This window comes from Morganella psychrotolerans (genome assembly GCF_001676055.1).
In the GTDB taxonomy this organism is placed as follows: Bacteria; Pseudomonadota; Gammaproteobacteria; order Enterobacterales; family Enterobacteriaceae; genus Morganella; species Morganella psychrotolerans_B.
Genome location: NZ_LZEX01000002.1, coordinates 103273 through 121310, shown reverse-complemented (window position 1 = coordinate 121310; position 18038 = coordinate 103273). Strand labels below are relative to the sequence as shown.

General features: G+C 39.0%; 18 protein-coding genes and 2 pseudogenes. 11 read left to right on the top strand and 9 right to left on the bottom strand.

The window, feature by feature from the left end; genetic code table 11:
- Positions 1 to 186: 186 nt before the first annotated feature.
- Positions 187 to 575 (bottom strand): annotated as a pseudogene (locus AYY17_RS03960) (tyrosine-type recombinase/integrase); the annotation flags it as partial.
- Positions 576 to 930: 355 nt separating this feature from the next.
- On the opposite strand from AYY17_RS03960, the gene AYY17_RS03955 reads away from it, so the two are divergent.
- The 5 genes from AYY17_RS03955 to AYY17_RS03940 all read left to right on the top strand — a co-directional run bounded on the left by AYY17_RS03955 (position 931) and on the right by AYY17_RS03940 (position 3245).
- Positions 931 to 1464 (top strand): ATP-binding protein, encoded by a 534-nt coding sequence (locus AYY17_RS03955; protein ID WP_067421479.1) that lies wholly within the window; start codon positions 931 to 933, stop codon positions 1462 to 1464.
- On the top strand, positions 1461 to 1661 hold the full coding sequence (locus AYY17_RS21815) for a hypothetical protein (protein ID WP_202906377.1): 201 nt from the start codon (positions 1461 to 1463) through the stop codon (positions 1659 to 1661). The genes AYY17_RS03955 and AYY17_RS21815 overlap by 4 nt, the downstream gene beginning before the upstream one ends.
- A gap of 76 nt (positions 1662 to 1737) precedes the next feature.
- Positions 1738 to 2523, top strand: a complete 786-nt coding sequence (locus tag AYY17_RS03950; protein WP_202906376.1) for an N-acetyltransferase — start codon at positions 1738 to 1740, stop codon at positions 2521 to 2523.
- Positions 2501 to 2911 (top strand): ASCH domain-containing protein, encoded by a 411-nt coding sequence (locus AYY17_RS03945; protein WP_067421477.1) that lies wholly within the window; start codon positions 2501 to 2503, stop codon positions 2909 to 2911. Before AYY17_RS03950 ends, AYY17_RS03945 begins: the two co-directional genes overlap by 23 nt.
- A 16-nt stretch (positions 2912 to 2927) precedes the next feature.
- Positions 2928 to 3245 (top strand): hypothetical protein, encoded by a 318-nt coding sequence (locus AYY17_RS03940; protein ID WP_067421475.1) that lies wholly within the window; start codon positions 2928 to 2930, stop codon positions 3243 to 3245.
- Between the two features lie 208 nt (positions 3246 to 3453).
- Here AYY17_RS03940 and AYY17_RS03930 read toward each other — a convergent pair whose 3' ends face one another.
- Both AYY17_RS03930 and AYY17_RS03925 read right to left on the bottom strand, forming a co-directional pair.
- Positions 3454 to 3987 carry a hypothetical protein gene (locus AYY17_RS03930; protein ID WP_156656631.1) on the bottom strand — a complete coding sequence of 178 codons (534 nt, stop codon included), beginning with the start codon at positions 3985 to 3987 and terminating at the stop codon, positions 3454 to 3456.
- 404 nt (positions 3988 to 4391) lie between these two features.
- Positions 4392 to 4640: a hypothetical protein gene (locus AYY17_RS03925; RefSeq protein WP_067421470.1), complete on the bottom strand. Its 249-nt coding sequence runs from the start codon at positions 4638 to 4640 to the stop codon at positions 4392 to 4394.
- A gap of 252 nt (positions 4641 to 4892) precedes the next feature.
- Here AYY17_RS03925 and AYY17_RS21030 point away from each other — a divergent pair.
- The 3 genes and pseudogenes from AYY17_RS21030 (at position 4893) to acuI (ending at position 7969) form a co-directional block, all read left to right on the top strand.
- Positions 4893 to 6103: pseudogene (locus tag AYY17_RS21030) on the top strand (IS3 family transposase).
- Positions 6104 to 6310: 207 nt separating this feature from the next.
- Entirely contained in the window at positions 6311 to 6844 is a 534-nt protein-coding gene (locus AYY17_RS03910) for a TetR/AcrR family transcriptional regulator (protein WP_328585519.1), read from the top strand.
- 141 nt (positions 6845 to 6985) lie between these two features.
- Positions 6986 to 7969 carry an acrylyl-CoA reductase (NADPH) gene (gene acuI, locus AYY17_RS03905; protein ID WP_067421466.1) on the top strand — a complete coding sequence of 328 codons (984 nt, stop codon included), beginning with the start codon at positions 6986 to 6988 and terminating at the stop codon, positions 7967 to 7969.
- A gap of 214 nt (positions 7970 to 8183) precedes the next feature.
- Here the strand turns inward: acuI and AYY17_RS03900 are convergent, their stop codons facing one another.
- The 6 genes from AYY17_RS03900 to AYY17_RS03880 all read right to left on the bottom strand — a co-directional run bounded on the left by AYY17_RS03900 (position 8184) and on the right by AYY17_RS03880 (position 14225).
- Positions 8184 to 8876, bottom strand: a complete 693-nt coding sequence (locus AYY17_RS03900; RefSeq protein ID WP_162271094.1) for a fimbrial biogenesis chaperone — start codon at positions 8874 to 8876, stop codon at positions 8184 to 8186.
- An 80-nt stretch (positions 8877 to 8956) separates the two neighbouring features.
- Positions 8957 to 9304 (bottom strand): fimbrial protein, encoded by a 348-nt coding sequence (locus tag AYY17_RS21455; protein WP_328585518.1) that lies wholly within the window; start codon positions 9302 to 9304, stop codon positions 8957 to 8959.
- Entirely contained in the window at positions 9298 to 10287 is a 990-nt protein-coding gene (locus AYY17_RS22500) for a fimbrial protein (protein WP_156656629.1), read from the bottom strand. Before AYY17_RS22500 ends, AYY17_RS21455 begins: the two co-directional genes overlap by 7 nt.
- 3 nt (positions 10288 to 10290) lie before the next feature.
- Positions 10291 to 12840, bottom strand: a complete 2550-nt coding sequence (locus tag AYY17_RS03890) for a fimbria/pilus outer membrane usher protein (protein ID WP_162271093.1) — start codon at positions 12838 to 12840, stop codon at positions 10291 to 10293.
- Between the two features lie 26 nt (positions 12841 to 12866).
- Entirely contained in the window at positions 12867 to 13574 is a 708-nt protein-coding gene (locus tag AYY17_RS03885; protein ID WP_067421459.1) for a fimbrial biogenesis chaperone, read from the bottom strand.
- Between the two features lie 84 nt (positions 13575 to 13658).
- Positions 13659 to 14225 carry a fimbrial protein gene (locus AYY17_RS03880; RefSeq protein WP_067421457.1) on the bottom strand — a complete coding sequence of 189 codons (567 nt, stop codon included), beginning with the start codon at positions 14223 to 14225 and terminating at the stop codon, positions 13659 to 13661.
- A gap of 918 nt (positions 14226 to 15143) precedes the next feature.
- Between AYY17_RS03880 and AYY17_RS03875 the strand changes: the two genes are divergently transcribed.
- The 3 genes from AYY17_RS03875 (at position 15144) to AYY17_RS03860 (ending at position 17642) form a co-directional block, all read left to right on the top strand.
- Positions 15144 to 16115, top strand: a complete 972-nt coding sequence (locus AYY17_RS03875; protein ID WP_082981263.1) for an SPFH domain-containing protein — start codon at positions 15144 to 15146, stop codon at positions 16113 to 16115.
- Between the two features lie 809 nt (positions 16116 to 16924).
- Complete coding sequence (locus AYY17_RS03865) at positions 16925 to 17197, top strand: hypothetical protein (protein WP_067421452.1); 273 nt, start codon at positions 16925 to 16927, stop codon at positions 17195 to 17197.
- A gap of 70 nt (positions 17198 to 17267) precedes the next feature.
- Entirely contained in the window at positions 17268 to 17642 is a 375-nt protein-coding gene (locus AYY17_RS03860; protein WP_067421450.1) for a hypothetical protein, read from the top strand.
- The last annotated feature ends 396 nt before the right edge of the window (positions 17643 to 18038 follow it).

Below are 18038 nucleotides of genomic sequence, written 5' to 3'. Positions count from 1 at the left end.
TGCAACGTAGCACACCCTCGTCATCTTGTATCAGCCTGTTTAAAAATAGCCCAAAGAAATCTTCACAAAAACAAAAGGGGGCATTATTGGGGGCATGGTAGATAATTGAATGGGTAATATCTGTTATTTATCAATGATAAATGTCTTTATATCGAATCCTGTAGGGGTACCATATAAATCAAAGAGTTATGCTAGTTTCAATCCTGCCTGATTTCCTCCTTGTGTCGTAATTGTGTCGTTACCCTCAAGAATAACGTCAATTGTCGTGCGTGATCACTTAAATGATTCAGTACCAGATGAGCATATCGTCTTACCATCTCTATGCTTTCCCATCCCCCATCCCCCATTTCCTGAAGCGCTGAAAGCGGAACCCCGGATTGCACCAACCAACTAGCCCAAGTATGCCGTAAGTCATGGAATCGAAAATCTTCAATTCCTGCTTTTTTCAGACCTGAGTACCAGGCGTTATTATCATTAACTCTCATTTTCCTCACTGCGGGAGTTAGTGACCCGTCAGGTCTGTGTTTTGCTGTTGTATGAACAAACGCCCATCGGGAATGCTTGCGGATTCGGTTTGGCGGCAATTTTTTTAATTGAATATTATCGGTAAAAGATGAAAGGAATTCGTCATCTAATATATTATTAAATTTTCCCATATCAACTCCTTTTGATATCAGATGGATAGAAAATCCGTATACTATGTATGAATTAATATCACGAAATTCAATTTTATCAATTGGTTAGATTTTTATTTTGGTTCGGTGTTCCTTTTTCAACTAAAGGGCAGAAAAGCAAGGCAACTCTGAGATGCGGGGCTTCGATGAGTTAACCCTTGCTTGAAGAATGAACAATACTGATGCATTTGGTTACACTCTATTGTATGATTATATTCATTGAACGGTGATCAACCTGCTGATTTTAGGAGCAAATATGATAGTGATGATAGCAGGAGTTTATGGTGTCGGTAAAAGTACCATATGCAATAAATTATCAAACGATCTCAAAATTAAGTTCTTTAGTGCTAGTGAACTCATTAAATCAGAAAAAGGTTTTATTACCTGGGATAAATACAAAAAAACAGATCAGATTAGTAGTAATCAAGATTTTTTAGTAAATGCCATAAATAGAATGTCAGGAATCGATTTCTTATTAGATGGACACTTTTGCTTATTAGACAAGGAAGGGAATATAAAAAAAATAGAGTTTGATGTAATTGATAAACTTAATATAGGAGCGGTCCTCCTTCTTAAAGAAAGCACAGATGTGATATGTAATAGGTTGATGGATAGGGATAAAATTTCTTGGGATGAAAGTCTTATAATACAAATGCAGGAAATTGAGGAAAAACAAGCTTTCAAGTTTACTACAGAATATAATCTTCCTTTTAAATCGTTTTATGTCAGTGATTATGAAGTAATAAAAAAAATTCATACAAAACTCATACAAAGTGGGAACCATAAATGAGTAATGTTAAATATAATTTTTTCAAAGATATAGACCTTGATGACGTCTTTTTTGACTCTTTGAAAGCAAGTTATAAAGAGTTTTATAAATGGTTTAATAAAAAAGCCGAAGAAAATGCTAAAGCATATGTTTTCTATAATGGCAAAAAGAAACTAGATGCTTTTATATATCTGAAGCCTGAGCTTAAAAAAAATTAAGGATGTTGAGCCACCATTACCCATTGGTAATATTTTAAAAATAGGTACTTTCAAAATTAATGCACACGGAACAAAATTGGGAGAAAGATTACTCAAGAAAACTTTTGACCATGCCATTAGCGAGGATTCTGACTATATATATGTAACCGTTTTTGAAAAAGAGCAACCCTTGATAAAGATTCTTGAAAAATATGGATTTAATCTCCATGGTTCAAAAACAACTAATAATGGTGTGGAAAATGTTTATGTAAAGAAAATGAAAAATATCACCGGCGATGTAATCAAAGACTTTCCTCACCTCACTTTAGGTGGAAAAAAATACTATCTTTTAGCCATTTACCCAGAATACCATTCGAAATTTCTCCCCGACTCGATTCTCAGGAATGAAAATCACGATATACTGGAAGATATTTCTTACACTAACAGTATTCATAAAATATATATTTCTGGGATTAGTAGAACTAAGAATCTAAAACAAGGTGATGCGATATGTATTTATCGGACAAATAAAGGCGGCACCGGGAAAGCATATTACCGCTCAGTCGTATCTTCAATTGGTGTAATTGAAGAGGTCAGGCAAATAAAATCATTTTGTTCTGAAAGTGATTTTATGAAATATGTTAAACCATATAGTGTATTTAAAAATGAAGAGTTAAAAGATTATTTTACTAACAAGAAGAAAAGGTATATAATAAAGTTTACCTATAATGGTGCTCTTAGAAAAAGATTGACAAGAGGCCGTTTAATCGAAGATTGTGGTATTAGCACTAAAACTAGATGGGATTTTATTTCGATAACTGAAGAACAGTTCAGGTGGATTGCAGAAGAAGGGCAAGTTAATGAAAATATTATTATCGATTAAACCTGAATATGTTAATAAAATTCTTAGTGGAGAAAAAAGGTTTGAGTTTAGGAAAGTGAATTTTTCTAAACAAAAAATTACAACAGTTTTGATATATGCTACGAAGCCAGTTGGTAAATTAGTTGGTGAATTCGAAGTGACTAATATACATCAAGGTTCACCTGATTTGATTTGGAAAATAACAAAGTCGTTTGCTGGCATTGATAGAAAATATTTTGATTCATATTACGAAGGTCGCGATAAGGCAATAGCAATAGCAATAGGGAAAGTGAGTATTTACAAAAGGCCTATAGATCTAAATACTTTGGGTGGAAAGGTTACACCACCACAGTCTTTCTGTTATATTAGCAGTGAGATGCAGAGTCAGTTTGAATTTGAATATATATAGTATGGGGTAATTACCTATGAATAAAAATTCTCCATTGAAAATGCCCGACCTTCTACTTGAGTTTGGTAAACCAAACTTCATCGGTAGAGATTTTTTACTTCAATATCCAACAATGGATCGAAAAGTCGATTCTTTTTTGACTGATACCTTATGCGATCTTCGGCTATTCTATCCTGAGTTCAATTCATGGGTTAGCAATGTCGTGATCCCTGGTATTATTGCAGGAGAACGGTCAATAATTCTTGAATATAGACAAGATGATTTGGCTGGATTGGCCATATTAAAAGATAGCAATGTTGAAAAAAAAACTTTGCTGTCTGCAAGTAATGCCTAAATTCCAAGGGTCAGGTATAGGGTTGACCTTATTCGAGAAAAGTTTCGAATTATTAAACACAAAAAATCCTTTGCTCTCAATTTCTGAAGAGCAGAATAGTCAGTTTTTGAAAATTTTCAAATATTATGGTTTTGAATTTGGAGAAGAATATCATCAATATTATAGACCATTAAAAAATGAATTTAGTTTCAATGGCCTTTTGAAATAGTCACTCTTTGAAAAATTTCTTTTTTGAATCTTTAATTTTTTTAAATAACCAATTTTTTGCAAACCTAAATCTGTCTAAAAAGCAAACTATTAATATTATGATTAAATAGATAAAATTAGCAGTGTTTTTATGTTCTAAGTCACTGAGAAATTCCCAAAATCCGCTACCCATAGCTCCTAATATAATCACTACTACCATAAATCTTAAAATCGAAAGCAAACCAGAAGTCTTTTTTGAAAATCTCCCTAATACGATCAAATCTTTAATTTTTTCTTGATTCTCTTTTTTGTTTTTTGCCGTCCATTGATATCCTAAATAATTTTTTATACTATTAGTTTCTTGGATAGGTAGTGTTTTATCATTTTTGACATATTCATTCCAAATATCTTCATCCATAAGTGAGCGATATCCATTGTAGTGTTTACTCACAGACACACACTCTTCATCTTGAATCGTCGTCAAAAAGCAATGAATTTTATCTAAGTTTGGTGGGAATCTTAAATTATCATCTCCATTGATTAATTCCTCTGGCACACCTCTTAAAACATTTATTCTGAAATCTATTATTCGGGTGTCAGTACTGGAGCTTATTAAGGCTCTATCATTTTGGGTGAAGTGAACAGTGTATACTGTAGGTGGAACTTTTTTTTATGCGAAATCTTATATAGGCTGATTTCCTCTTTTCTTCATTTTTAATTTTATGATGATATCTCGGCAATGAGATTTTTAACCTAGTGCATGGAGTATCATTACTTAAATTAAGCTCATCTAAACTAAAAGATTGAGAGTTTAACCTTAAAAGTGAAAAATGGTTAGTATCTTTGCTATCTTTTATGAAGCTTATATTGGCAAAGTTACCTTCAGCAAATCCATCATAATGAACAACTTCATTGAAAATAGCTGCTACACTTTTCTCGCCATTAAGCTTAACACCTAAGTCATGAATATTTTTTTTTGTTTAGAGACCAAGGTAAATCAACCATGACGGCCTCAATTTTTTCATGATCGTAAATCATAACTCCTATATCCATAAAAGGATAAGAATTATTGAGATCAATTTCCCATAAATTTACGTGCAATTCATCTTTCTGATCGTCATCAGATGGTGGTTCAGATTGGTCTCCTGTCGCATCAGGGTTATATCGGTATCTGACAATAATACCGGGAAAAGAATGAGAGCTTCGCATTGTGTAATCTCTGTATTATTAAATTATTTATATTTTGCATTCATCATTTTAAAACGATCTAACATAGCACTACTTTTTGACTTTATCAAAAACAAATATCTATTAATGTAATTATATTTTTCGAGTGGGATTTTATATGGAATTTATTACCTCTTTAAAAAAAAAGAGAAAGTATCATTTCTGGTTTATTATTACTGTGTGACCCATCCTGAATACGGTTGACACTTTTTCACACCAGAGTTGGAGAGTGTCATGAAATCAAACAGTAAACGAACACAACGTGATTATTCCCTTGCCTTTAAATTAGCCGTTGTAGACCAGGTAGAAAAAGGCGAAATGACCTATAAACAAGCCCAGGAACACTACGGGATCCAAGGGTGTTCTACAGTATTAGTTTGGCTTCGTAAACATGGCAGGTTAGATTGGTCTGCCGGAACACCAAGTCTAACCTATCCAGGTGCTACTATGACCCAGACCTCAGCCACACTAACTCCAGAGCAGCGTATTAAAGCCCTTGAAAAAGAGCTGGAAGATACCCGGCTAAAGGCAGATTTCTTTGAAGCCGTCGTCAATGTCATGGACAGCGACTTTGGAGTCCGTTTATCAAAAAAGCGCAAAGCCGAGTTATTACGGAAAAAAAAGTCAGAAGGCTAACGGTAACAAAGGCTTGCCAGTTTATGAACATTAGCCGACAAGCATTTTACAAGCGGTGTGACGCGTTACAGAACAGAGATAACATCAATATTCTCGCTATTTCTGCGGTGAAAACAGAAAGGATGGATCAACCTCGGCTGGGTGTGAGGAAATTACATCGTATTTTACTGCAAAAACAAATTGTTATGGGACGTGACCGCTTATTTTCTTTATTGAAAGCACACAGGTTGTTGGTTACACCAAAGCGGGCTTATCACCGGACAACACAGAGTTATCACCGTTTTCATTGTCATCCGAATTTGATCAAGTCTGGCTTTGTACCCAGTAAACCGGAGCAGCTTTGGGTTGCCGACATTACCTATTTACCGACTCATGAGGGGCATACCTATCTGAGCCTGATTACAGATGCATATTCACGAAAAATCGTTGGTTATCAATTAGATAACAATATGAAAACACAGGCGGTGAAACAGGCGTTTCTGAATGCACTGAAGACTTGCCACTCAGCATCGTCCCTGATTCATCATTCAGATCGAGGGATACAATATTGTTCTGCTGAATATCAGGATATTCATCAAAAATACGGGATCCAATGTTCAATGACAGATGGTTATGATTGCTATCAAAATGCACTTGCAGAACGGGTGAACGGGATATTAAAGATGGAGTATTTGCTGATAAAGCCACAGAATCTGGAATAAGCGAAGATTTTGGTTGAAGAATCCATTCGAATTTATAACCAGCGACGGCCTCACTTATCGCCAAATTACAAGACACCTGATGAAGTTCATCAGGTGTCTTACCACTGAAAAGCTGTCAACCTATATCAGGACAAGTCACACACTAATACAAAAAACCAATAGAATTAACAAGACAATCGGTCTATATTATAATGACTGACCGGAGAGATGCTGAGTGATGAACACATTAACCACAAAACCAAAACGCGGAAGACCGCCGAAAAACCATGATGCGGGCGTGATGTTAAACGGCTGCTTATCCGCAGTGGTGTGGAAATGTTCACCGAAAAAGGCTATATGACCTCAGATATTAACGGGATACTGAAGAAAGTCGGTGTGCCGAAGGGCTCTTTTTACTATTATTTTGAGAGCAAAGAGCAATTCGGTCTTGAGATTATGCACAGTTATGATAATTACTTTTCGCATCTGCTGGATAAATGCCTGTGTGACCCGGAATTACCGCCTCTGGCACGGATTGAAAAGTTTTATCAGTCAGCAAAAGCCGGAATGGAAAAATATAACTGGCTGCGCGGCTGTTTAGTCGGCAATCTCGGGCAGGAAGTAGCGAATTTACCAGACGGATATGGTGAAATATTAAATACCATTATCAGCGGCTGGCAGAAAAAAGTGGAAATATGTCTGCTGGATGCTCAGGCTATGAATACTATTCCGGCAGGCACGGATTGTCGGCTGATGGCAGCTTTTTTCTGGATGGGATGGGAAGGCGCGGTTATGCGGGCAAAGCTCACCCGCAATAGCGAACCGCTGGATCTGTTTATATCTGTTTTTATTAATAAAATAATTAAATAACGGTCACTTTTAATACTGCCGGCGGGATTGTTACAGAATAATTTATTAAGTTTCACTGTTGTTAATGCGACGGCGATTATTTAATAAATTTTTTTTACAATTAACCAGACGCCTGGTCTATATTCCTAAAAGGATAACATTATGTTTAATTGCATTTTGATTGAAAACACTGATGGATATACAGCAAAAATGGCTCAGATGGATGAGTCTCAGCTACCGGACCACAATGTAACTGTACAGATTGATTATTCCACCCTGAATTATAAAGATGGCCTTGCCATTACCGGCAAAGGTCCTGTTGTGCGCAGCTTTCCGATGATCCCGGGGATCGATTTTGCCGGAACCGTGACAGAAAGCAGCTCAGAACTCTATAAAGTGGGCGATAAAGTCATTCTTAATGGCTGGAGTGTCGGCGAAAAATACTGGGGTGGTCTTTCTCAGGTAGCGAAAGTGAAAGACAGCTGGCTGACCCGGTTACCGGCAGGGCTGACAACCAAACAGGCAATGATGATTGGTACCGCGGGTTACACAGCAATGCTGGCGGTTCACGCCCTGATTAAACAAGGGATTACCAAAGAGTCCGGCAAAGTGCTGGTCACAGGTGCCAGCGGTGGTGTGGGTAGTTTTGCGGTGTCATTACTGGCAAAACTCGGTTTTGATGTGATTGCATCCACCGGCCGTACACTGGATACCGCCTATCTGATTGATACGCTGGGCGCTAAAGAGATTATTGATCGCAGTGAGTTATCAGCACCGGGTAAACCACTGACAAAAGAAAGATGGGCCGCCGCGATTGATTGTGTGGGCAGCCATACGCTGGCCGGTGTTTGTGCGGGTACACAATATGGTGGTGTTGTTGCAGCCTGTGGTCTGGCTCAGGGAATGGATTTTAACGCCACTGTCGCACCTTTCATTCTCAGAGGCGTGAGTTTAATCGGGATCGACAGTGTTATGTGTCCTCATGCCGTAAGACAAGCTGCGTGGGAGAGTCTGGCAGAGTTAGCTGATGTACATGTTCTGGCTGAAATCAGCCGTGTTATTCCGTTAGAGGAAGCGATTCCGGCAGCTCAGTGTTTACTGGATGGTAAAATTCGGGGACGGGTTGTGGTAGATGTTAATAATTAAATGATATAAAAGAAGTCCTTCAGGAATCCTTCCCGGAGGACTTCTTACTTACTAAGTTAGCACTATTATGTGCAGCTCTATATTACTAACTATATTTCATTAGTGAAAGGTGTATTGAAAAATTATTTTACGTTTGTAATTATAATATGAGTAAAAAAACACAGATGAAAATAATCTGATTGATTGTTATATATCTTGGTGAATATAAAATGGGTTATAATAAACGAGATATAGTATGCGAATTCCCTTTATCATCAATGATGATTGCTTCCGTACTTATTTTTCCGGTGTTTTCGGATGACGGAGAGGTGATGACATAGGTTTTTTCTCCGAAAGGTGCGACCATCATGTCCGGCATTATTGTCGCAGGATAATACTGATTATCCCGGATTAGTGACAGTGATGATAATGAGATGTAATAAGGTGTCGGGTTCCGGCACACAATAGTATCCTGCCCGTTTTGGCGGTGATAAGAAAATATCAGCGCATTCAGCCGGTCATCAAATTTTGTATTTAACCCGGCCGGACGATAGAAAATTTTTAATTGTGTATTCATCGCCATCAATACTTTGTTTTTTTCTGCATCCGCCGTTTTTATTGCCGGTATTTCATATAAATTCAGCCAGAATACCGATTCACGATCATCAGGCAGCGGCGTTCCGTTATAAATAAGCTCAAGATTACTGCGGGATTTTGCATCTGACTGAAATATTGCCGGAATAGCGACGAACGGGTATTTATCTTCACCGGGTGTTCCGCTGTTTTCACCATCATCCACCCAGGTCTGAACTAAGACAGGATAGTCATTAGTATTAGCCAGCAATAATGTTTTCCGCGATGTATTATCCTGAAAAATGATCCGTGTTGATGATGCAAGCATGCCTGCAACGGCACTGGTGGTTATCATCAGCGATATCATTGTGATCAGTAAAATTATATTTTGTTTTATAAGCGATAATGATTTCATATCTATACCCATTATTGTACCTATTGCACCTTAATCAGAACATAGGCCTTTGCATCAACATTACCCGGTTGTGCCTGCTGCCCGGGCAGGCGGGACAGTGTGGCGGTCAGTTGGATAAGATGGCTGGTATAGCCTGCTGAGGACGACCCGATCGGCGTGGAGCCGGTTAATACAGGGAACCATCCTGCTGTTCTTGCGGTTGCCTGGTTACAGGGTGTGGATTCTGTACATCCGCCCCAGCCGACAAAAGGCATCCGCTGTCCTGTCGTGGTGTTGCTGAGCGCTATCCCGACACCGGTTGCAACCGACGGCACGCTGCCGTAGCCATCTGATAATAAATATTCAACACCACCGGCACTGTTTACCAACCCGAGCTGGCGGGCTTTCTGATAAACATCCTGTGAGGTTTGTAACCCGATCGATGTCTGATTACTATCACTCCGGAAATAACACCATTATCACATTCCACAGTAATATCAAATACATTGCTGGTTGTCTGACCGGCATTCAGCTGAGCGGCAGAAATACGCGGCAGTTCAACCAGTGGCGTCACATTACGTGCAGCACAGGTCGCAGCATGTGAATAACCGGAAACCGGTGAGCCGTTCATGCCGGTTGACATCCACCAGGAGTAATTAAATCCCTGATAATTATAGGCGGAATCAGTGCCTTCTTTCGGATAGGTGAAACCGGTCGGCCCTTTAAATATAATGTAGGAATTAGGTTGGTTACAGGTGTATGTTGAATTTCCGGTTGTCGGCGCCATGCTGTTCGATCCGCAGTAGTAGCTTGCTCCGCCCCGCGGCGGAATAGTACTCACTTTTATCAAATCCACTTTCATTGCACTGATATCACGGACCCTGATCTGGATTTTTCCGTTAGCCGTGCCGTAAGTGGTGATAGGAGTTTGTTGCCAGAACCGGGTAAAAGTCTTGCCTGAATTCATGTGTGTAAATTTGATGGCGGTATAGGGAAACCAGGTGGCGAAATAGTTTTCATATCCGTCAATTTTTCCGATATCGTGAAACCCGCCGTGGCGGTCATCTCCGTTTGTGGCAAATAACTCATAAATATCATTTTTATCGGCTAAATCACATTCATACAGAACGGTGTCCGGATCCGGAAACAGAGGGGATTGTGACCAACTGGTCACGGATGATGCCAATATCGTTCCGACTGGCTGTAAATAAGCGCTGGTCATATTGATATTGCCAAGTCCGGTACCGAGACCTGATTTATCTGCACCTGTTGCTGTGGTATTTTTGCGGACACAGCGGGCTTCGGCGGTCACACTGTAAAGTGACAGTAATACGAGAAAAGATAAAAAAACCGGTTTGATTACACGTTTCATTTATTATTGTTCCGTTGTCGGCTGACACGTCAGCGCCATTGAGACCAAAGGTGCGGGTTTGTCATCCGCTAGCCGGTAGTGGGTGGTACACGCCTCTGCTGCACCGGTTCCCCAGACAATCCGTAGCTTTCCTTCCGGTTTTTCTGCCCGGAAATAGAGCTGATTAGCCTGACCCACCATTCCCAGTACATGATCATTTTCATCAAGTACCCGGCTGCCCATCGGGATTGTTGCGGTTGTTTTGCGCAGCAGTGTGATAAGAACCGGCTGACCATAATGTGTGTCATATTTAAGCCGGAGCATTGCTCCGCCATAAGGCGCGGTTTTTTTCTCCGGCTGGCGGATTTCTGCCTGTGCATCAATACCTTCACTGCTCAGCATAACCGAGTTGTATTGATAAGGTACCAGTGACGGTACCAGTGCATAACCGGCACTGTTAATGGTTGTTCCGCTGCGGCTGACAACGGTGGCGCCTTTGGCGCCTTCTGCTTCAATAAGCGCAAATGTATCACCGAGATACGGGCCTGCCGTGATCCCGCCACGGTGCAATACCAGGCTGCCCTGTGCGCCGGCGGATGCCTGCCAGTAATTCTGCCCCTTTGATGCACCAACACGCAGATTGGTCAGCGGTAATTGTGTTTGCAGTGCGCCGGAAACGGTTCCGTTACTTATCTGGTTGTCTGCAATATAGCTGAGCCCGTAACTGATTGGCTGGTTTTCCGGACCAGTCAGACCGGACAGATTAGTCTGGTAATCATTTTTTCCCTGGCTATGGTTAGAGGAAAACGCTATGTTCGGGGAATATAACTGGCTGCCGAGAGGCATACTGATACCGAAAGAAACAAAGTTCTGACCTTTTCCGCCACTGTTTGCGTATCCGGACTGATATTCGTCACCTGCCTGTGCATTTGTCATTCTGGCAACGGATAAATTCACAGATATACTGTTATCAAATACTTTGTTCCAGGAGAGCTGAAGCTGATCATTTTTCTCTCCGGAATTATGATAGTTTTCCCGTGAGGCGGATAACCCGAGGTTACCAAACTGATTCAGGTTTTGGTTCAGCGTAATATCAAAGCGCGAGCGCTGGCGCAGGATCCGGGATTCCCAGTCAGAAACATGATTGTCAGATAAATAATCTGCACTCAGTTTGTCATTAAGTGTCCGGAAACCATTGGTGGAATAATGGTAGCTGGATAGCGTCACGGAGGTATCGGTCGGTTGGAATGTTTTGCTGTATGATGCATGAAACCGCCAGCCGGTTTCTGTATTACCGGGGAGTTTCGCATTGGATAGCGTGGCATTGAAACTAAATGCACCGAAACGGTTTGTGTGTACGCCGCCTGCCATAATCGCCTGATACCCCTTTGCCAGCTGATTAGCAACATTCAGTGTGACCTGGTTTGTCAGACCATGTTGTACGACCACCTCACTGAAATTATCATTACGATCAGTAAAGCGGGTTTCTCCCAGTGTCACCGAGTATTTTGTACTGCCGGGCCTGACTGATTCGGGAACCGCCGAAAAGGGAACAATAAAACTGTTTATGCTGCCGTCAGCTTCTGTTACTTCAACCCTCAGGTCACCGGCATAGTTTGTTGAGTAAAGGTCATTTATTTCAAAAGGTCCCGGAGCCACGGTTGTGGCATAAATTTGCTGGTTTCCCTGCCAGACAGCGACTTTTGCATTACTGTTTGCTATTCCCTGAATTCTCGGGGCGTATCCGCGTTCATTATTTGGCAGCATTCTTTCGTCTGTACTCAGACGGACACCTGTGAATCCCATACCGGATAAAAAATTACCGGAGGTAAATCCTTCACCTATTAATAACTGGCTGCCTATTTCATAAATAGCGCGCTGAATATAACGCCGGCTGGTGTTCCATTTGCCACCGGTATTTTTTGACCAGTTATATTGGCTTTCCTGGCGGAAATTCCACAGACCTAAATTGAACCCGCCATTGAGGCTCAGATAAGTTGAGTCCATATCACTGACTCTGTCGTTCCGGTAACTGACGTGGTACTGATTAAGATTATAGTTGGCAAACAGCATTGTTTCCCCGCTGTCCAGACTTTCCTGCGCAATACGCTGCTGAAGGTGGCTGACCAGCATGGCCTGAGGGATGGTAAAGTTCAGCTTAAGTTCAGCATGATTAAAACGGCTGGTAATATTCTCCCCGATTTCTCCGGAAAAATAACACTCGGTATTACCTGACAGTTCAGGTGCTGTTTTTAACCCTAATAATTCGATTTGATCCGGTGTCAGGCAGGCAGCAATTTTTCCGTTCTTTTCATTTTTAAAAGAGACAGAGAGCTGCGCGATAAATTTTTCGTTAACCAGTAATTCAATTTTATAGATGCCGGCAGGAATGCTGTTTTTGGTATCAAAAGCCTGTAAAGCATTATTTGACAGAGCCGTTCCCCTGATAAGTGACGGATCAAAATAGTAATCGTCATCATCACCCGCGCGTGCAGAGTGTAAACTGCTGAGGCTGCAGCCCAGCAGAAACAGTGCAATTTTATAACGAGCGGAATAAGTAATGATGTATTTCATATTATTGGCCATCATTTCAGTAATAGTCAGGGTAAATCAATTGTGCGTGTTTTTTCGACACCATAATCATTAATAGCGCCTAAGCTGACAGTCACTTTCCCTGTTTTATAGCCGGCGGTCAGTGGCCACTTTGCAACAGAGAAAGGCGGGATCATGTCGGTATTGTCTATTTGTTGACGTTGCTTACCATTTGACAGAGTGACAAATGAAATACTGGCATGAAAGGGCGTCGGGTTACGAACATCAAGATTGCTGCCATTACGGGTAAATTCCAGCTTATCAATGACGCTATTTGTTTCATTTCCGATAGCAGCCGGACGATAAAATAATTTCAGGCGATTAGTGACAACAATCATGAGCTTATTTTTATCGGCATCTTCTTTTTTAACGGAAGGAATGCTCAGATAATTAAAATAAAATACACTTTCACGATCGTCAGGTAATTTACTTCCGGTAAACGTCAGTTTTACATTTTGCTTATTATGTTCAGTAATATTAAAAATAGCCGGAACCGCAACAAACGGACCATCTGCATTTTCCGGTGTGGATTTTGGATCATTGATATCTGTCCAGATCTGCACTAATGACGGCGTTTCATTATCATTTGAGAAGAGTAATGTTTTATCCCGGTTCTCTTCAGCATAGATAATACGGTTACCTAGCATTGTGACACTGGCACCGGCATAAAAAGAGGTGAGCAAACACAGTGTACTTAAAATAAGTGATTTTTTCATAAAATTGCCTTACAGCGGCGCTCTGTCTGTATTTTGATGAGCGCCGATTATTATATTTGGTAAATTATTGTTGGTGATTTAATGTTATTTATAGGTAATGGCATATTGTGCGCTGGCCATAACAGTACCGGCAGTAATAGTGCTATTTTCCGCATAATAGCGGGCAACATAAGTAATAGGTGCTACTGAACCATCATCAGCAATAGTAACCGGTTGTGAAGACTTAACTAAATCACCTGAGGTAAATTTAAACGGGATATCGTTGTCCGTTAACTGAATAGAGACGCCGGCAGCATCACCGGTATTACCCAGATTATTAGCAGTAGTGACAGCGTTACCGACAAATGCAATATGTAATGACGTTTCCATATCATTAGGATTGTCGCCTGTTTTTGTCGGAGAACAGCCACTGACATTAATTGTAAACTCTGTATCCCCGGCAGTTTTACCCGTAGTAATAGTAGCGCCATCTTTAAATTCATTCAGAGATACGGTAGGCAGTAATACAATCGGGCTTTTCTCTGTACCATTGATATCCAGGGAGCATGTTTGATTAGCTACTTCACCTCTGAAACGAACAGTATTGTCAGACGCGGCAAAAGCAGATGTTGCACACGCTGCGGTAATAATCACAATAAGTGTTTTTTTCATTTTTAATTCCTGTTTATATAAAATAGTTAATAACGTAATGACTGAAATTACCTGCTGTAATGCATGAATATATCTGTAATACAGGAGAGTAAAGAATGCTATCAATGTAATTAATGGTCGATTAAATAGGGTGGAAATTCATTCAGCGTTGAAATGCATAGGTAATAAATTATATTTAATACATATTATTTAAAAACAGCTAATGTCATTATGTTATTTCAGATGAATACGATCAGGTGAATATAAAATAAATCAAACCTGAATTCATAATCATTGTAGTAAGTATTTTTACAACTATCAAGAGTTGCCGTTTGCATTTCACAGAAAACCGAAGAGTAGTGTAAATTTACAATTAACGCGTTAAATTAGTTAAATTAATTACTTATGGAATATGACATGATAAGTAAAGTCTATAACTTATAATTTAACAGTGATATATAATTCATTTTTACATCCGATTTTGCACATACAGAATAAAACCCTGATAAATCGTGGCATTCATATTTTGTTATATACAGACATATTTCCTCTGTAATCACTGTAAGTGAATGTGTCAGGTGGTGTTTATTTATGTCATATTTAATTTCATTTTATTCATGTTTGTTTTTTTTTATCTTGTTTTCATGTGGATATAATTCATCGTCATATTTTTGTTTACATATTAAACTGTATTAACCCGTAACATGGGTAATTAATTGCATTGTATTTTTGTATATTGGTTGTTTTGTGACCAGGTAAAAGCCGGAAATTTATCTTAAAAACAGTCTCTGTTAAATTTTTTCGCGATACTTCCGTATTTACTGTATTTTATTAATGATGATACGTAAAAATCATACCTTTTGTTATTAATTAAGATGTTGATGTTAGTTTTTATAAAAATGACTTTTTAACTAAGAATTATCTTATGGGGATAAGTGAATGCAAATGATGCAGGCAGGGAATACAGTCAAACTGAAATCAGTGATTAAATTGGTTGTTATTGCGGCAATCCTTCTTGTTATGGGGATAACCGGTTTTAATTCGTATACGATTGTGCAGGATGGCTCGGTAAAAGTGGGTACATTTTTAGGGAAGGTCAATCCGGTAGCGTATGACGCAGGGCTGCATTTTCCGATAAACCCGTTTATGGTATTTGATACCTATTCGACAAAAGATATCCGCGTATCACTGAAAGAGTTACGTGTACCCTCGCAGGATAAATTAAAATCCATCGTGGATATTACCGTTATGTTGCAGTTTGATGGGGCAAAAGCACCAATCTTGCGGATTAATGGCGGGACAGAAAGTGAAGCGCTGGATAAATATGTCCGCCAGAAATTGATCTCCACTATTCTTGAATTCGGCAAAGATGTGGCCAATGCACAGGATTTATACACTGCGGATACACAGCGTAAATTACAGGAATCTATCCGTGATGCGATACAGGGCTATGCCTCACCTTATGGTTATACTATCAAAGAAATTATGATCCAGGATATTACGTTGCCGGAAGTTGTTCAGGAGCAGGTAGTGAATACCAAAATGCGCCAGGAACAAATAAACCAGGCAAAAGCAGAAGCAGAGAAAGAGCGTGAATTAGCGCAGAAAAAAGTAGTTATTGCAGAAGCTGAGCGTGAATCTTCAGAACAACAGGCGATAGCCCGTGAACGAAATGCACAGGCCAGCTCATTTGCTATGCGTCAGGAAGCCGATGCAAGATTGTATGCCGCTCAGAAAGAAGCCGAAGGTAACGCCATATTACAACGCACTATTACCCGTGAAATGATCAGTTGGAAGCAATTGGAGATTGAGCAGGTGAAAGCACATAAATACAAAGGTGAAGTCCCTAATATTGTTGTTGGTGCTGATTATGACGGCAAAATGATCATGGATATGCGCAGTCAGCAGTAAGAAAACAAAGAATAAAGAAGAGTCATATCCGTTACGAAACCGCTATACACAGATGTATGGCGGTTTTTTTGTTTTTTCAGTTGACGGGCGGCAAGGGAAGGCAGACACAGATAAATTATATGACCAACAGACGGAATTAAGTATGAATGAATAAGGATATAAATAATAGCCATGCTATCACGGGTGGCGGTATATATTAGTTATTATCCGGATATTCACTTATCTATTTATACTGTAATTTTATTAGTAAGCTATACTTCTGGTATCCTGTATTGTACAGGGTATCGTCTTATTTCATAAGAATAGTCTGTATTACGCAGATAAATGCTATAAATAAGTTTACGCTAAATCATTAAGGGTAATTTATTAGTTCTGTATTTTTCTTAATTGTCTCTGCTATTTTGTCTGAACATTATATACTTATGTATATCTCTTTATATAGTGATTTTCGTATAGTTACAGTTTTTGGTTGTATTATGGTCGGGCATTTTTTTTTTATTGCGAAAAGGGTAAAATCTTTACATTAAATTATGTATTGGAGATAAATACGTAGTTATTACTCCGTAGGTTGAAATATACACACTGAAATAATATGAAACATAATTTACATCTATATACATATGATAATTAAAGAATATTTCCTCGTGAAGGTCGATGTATATTCGTAGCGGATAAAAATAAGATAACTCTGTGCCTTTTTTTTATTACGTGTTTTTCTCTATTCATTATTAGTTATGGTTTCATTTAAAATAAATACAGGCTCAGGTATTAATGACGCCATTTAACTAACAATGAAAGGGATATTTGTAATGAGAGAATTAAATCTTCAGGAAATCGAAAATGCATCTGGTGCTGGTTTTATTAAAGATGCTTTAGTTGGATTTGGCGGTAAAACTGGTGATGCAGCATTTCAGGCATTCGTAAAATTACCGGTTCTGGGTACAATTAATATTGCTGAAAAATATGCGGGCTTAGGTAAAGATCTGGGTTCACAGATTGGTGCAAGCATCGGAGCAAAAATTGAAACCCGCTTAACTTCTCTTCCTGGTGTTGGCGGCTTATTTAAAAAGCTGCTTGGTTAATCAATATTACTGATTAATTGTATTGGCATTATTATTGTCAATATCATAAATTATGGGGCCTCATTATTTTATGAGTTCCCATTTTTTATTTTGCCTGCTGATACTAAATGTCTTGAATGACCTGATGCCGACAGGCAGAGGCCGATATTATACCCGTCAGATAAATGCAACCGGTGAAGTCTCTGCTTACCCGCGTGCTGCCAATGTTTGTGTGGGCGTTCAGGGATTTATTACGCAGCAATATGTCCGCGAAGGGCAGGCTGTCAGAAAAAATGATCCTATTTATATTATTGATATTAATAAAGCGACAACCAGTGGTGTGGTGAGTGATAACCAACGGCGTGAAATACAAAACCAGCTACAGTGTATCACCGACATGATCATACCCGTTATGCGTCAGGATCACCCGGGGCAGATCTCAACCAGAGTTATTAAAATATATTAATCTTGATTAATATAAATTAATATTTTTTAATTAAATCAATGCTAATTATTGGTTTTTTTGTTTATATTGTTAATGGTAATTATGTGATTACTGACATATTAACTATTAATACATAATTCATCTGTTCATATTGTGATGTTAATTTCATCTGTAGAGAGTGAAAAATATATAGCAATATAATACAATGGTCGGATTGTATTGTTATTAATCGTGTTACCCTGATGTTTCAGGTGAACGGGGTTTGTTTTTTTACACTATTCTGTCAGACGACGGAAGTTATAATATATGGATATTAACACTTATGAACAGAGTAAGTATAATGATGCGACGCAGTGTACTTTTATTTTCATTAACGGCTGTCAGTTTTTTTTGCTTCAGCAGAGAAATTCCTTAAAT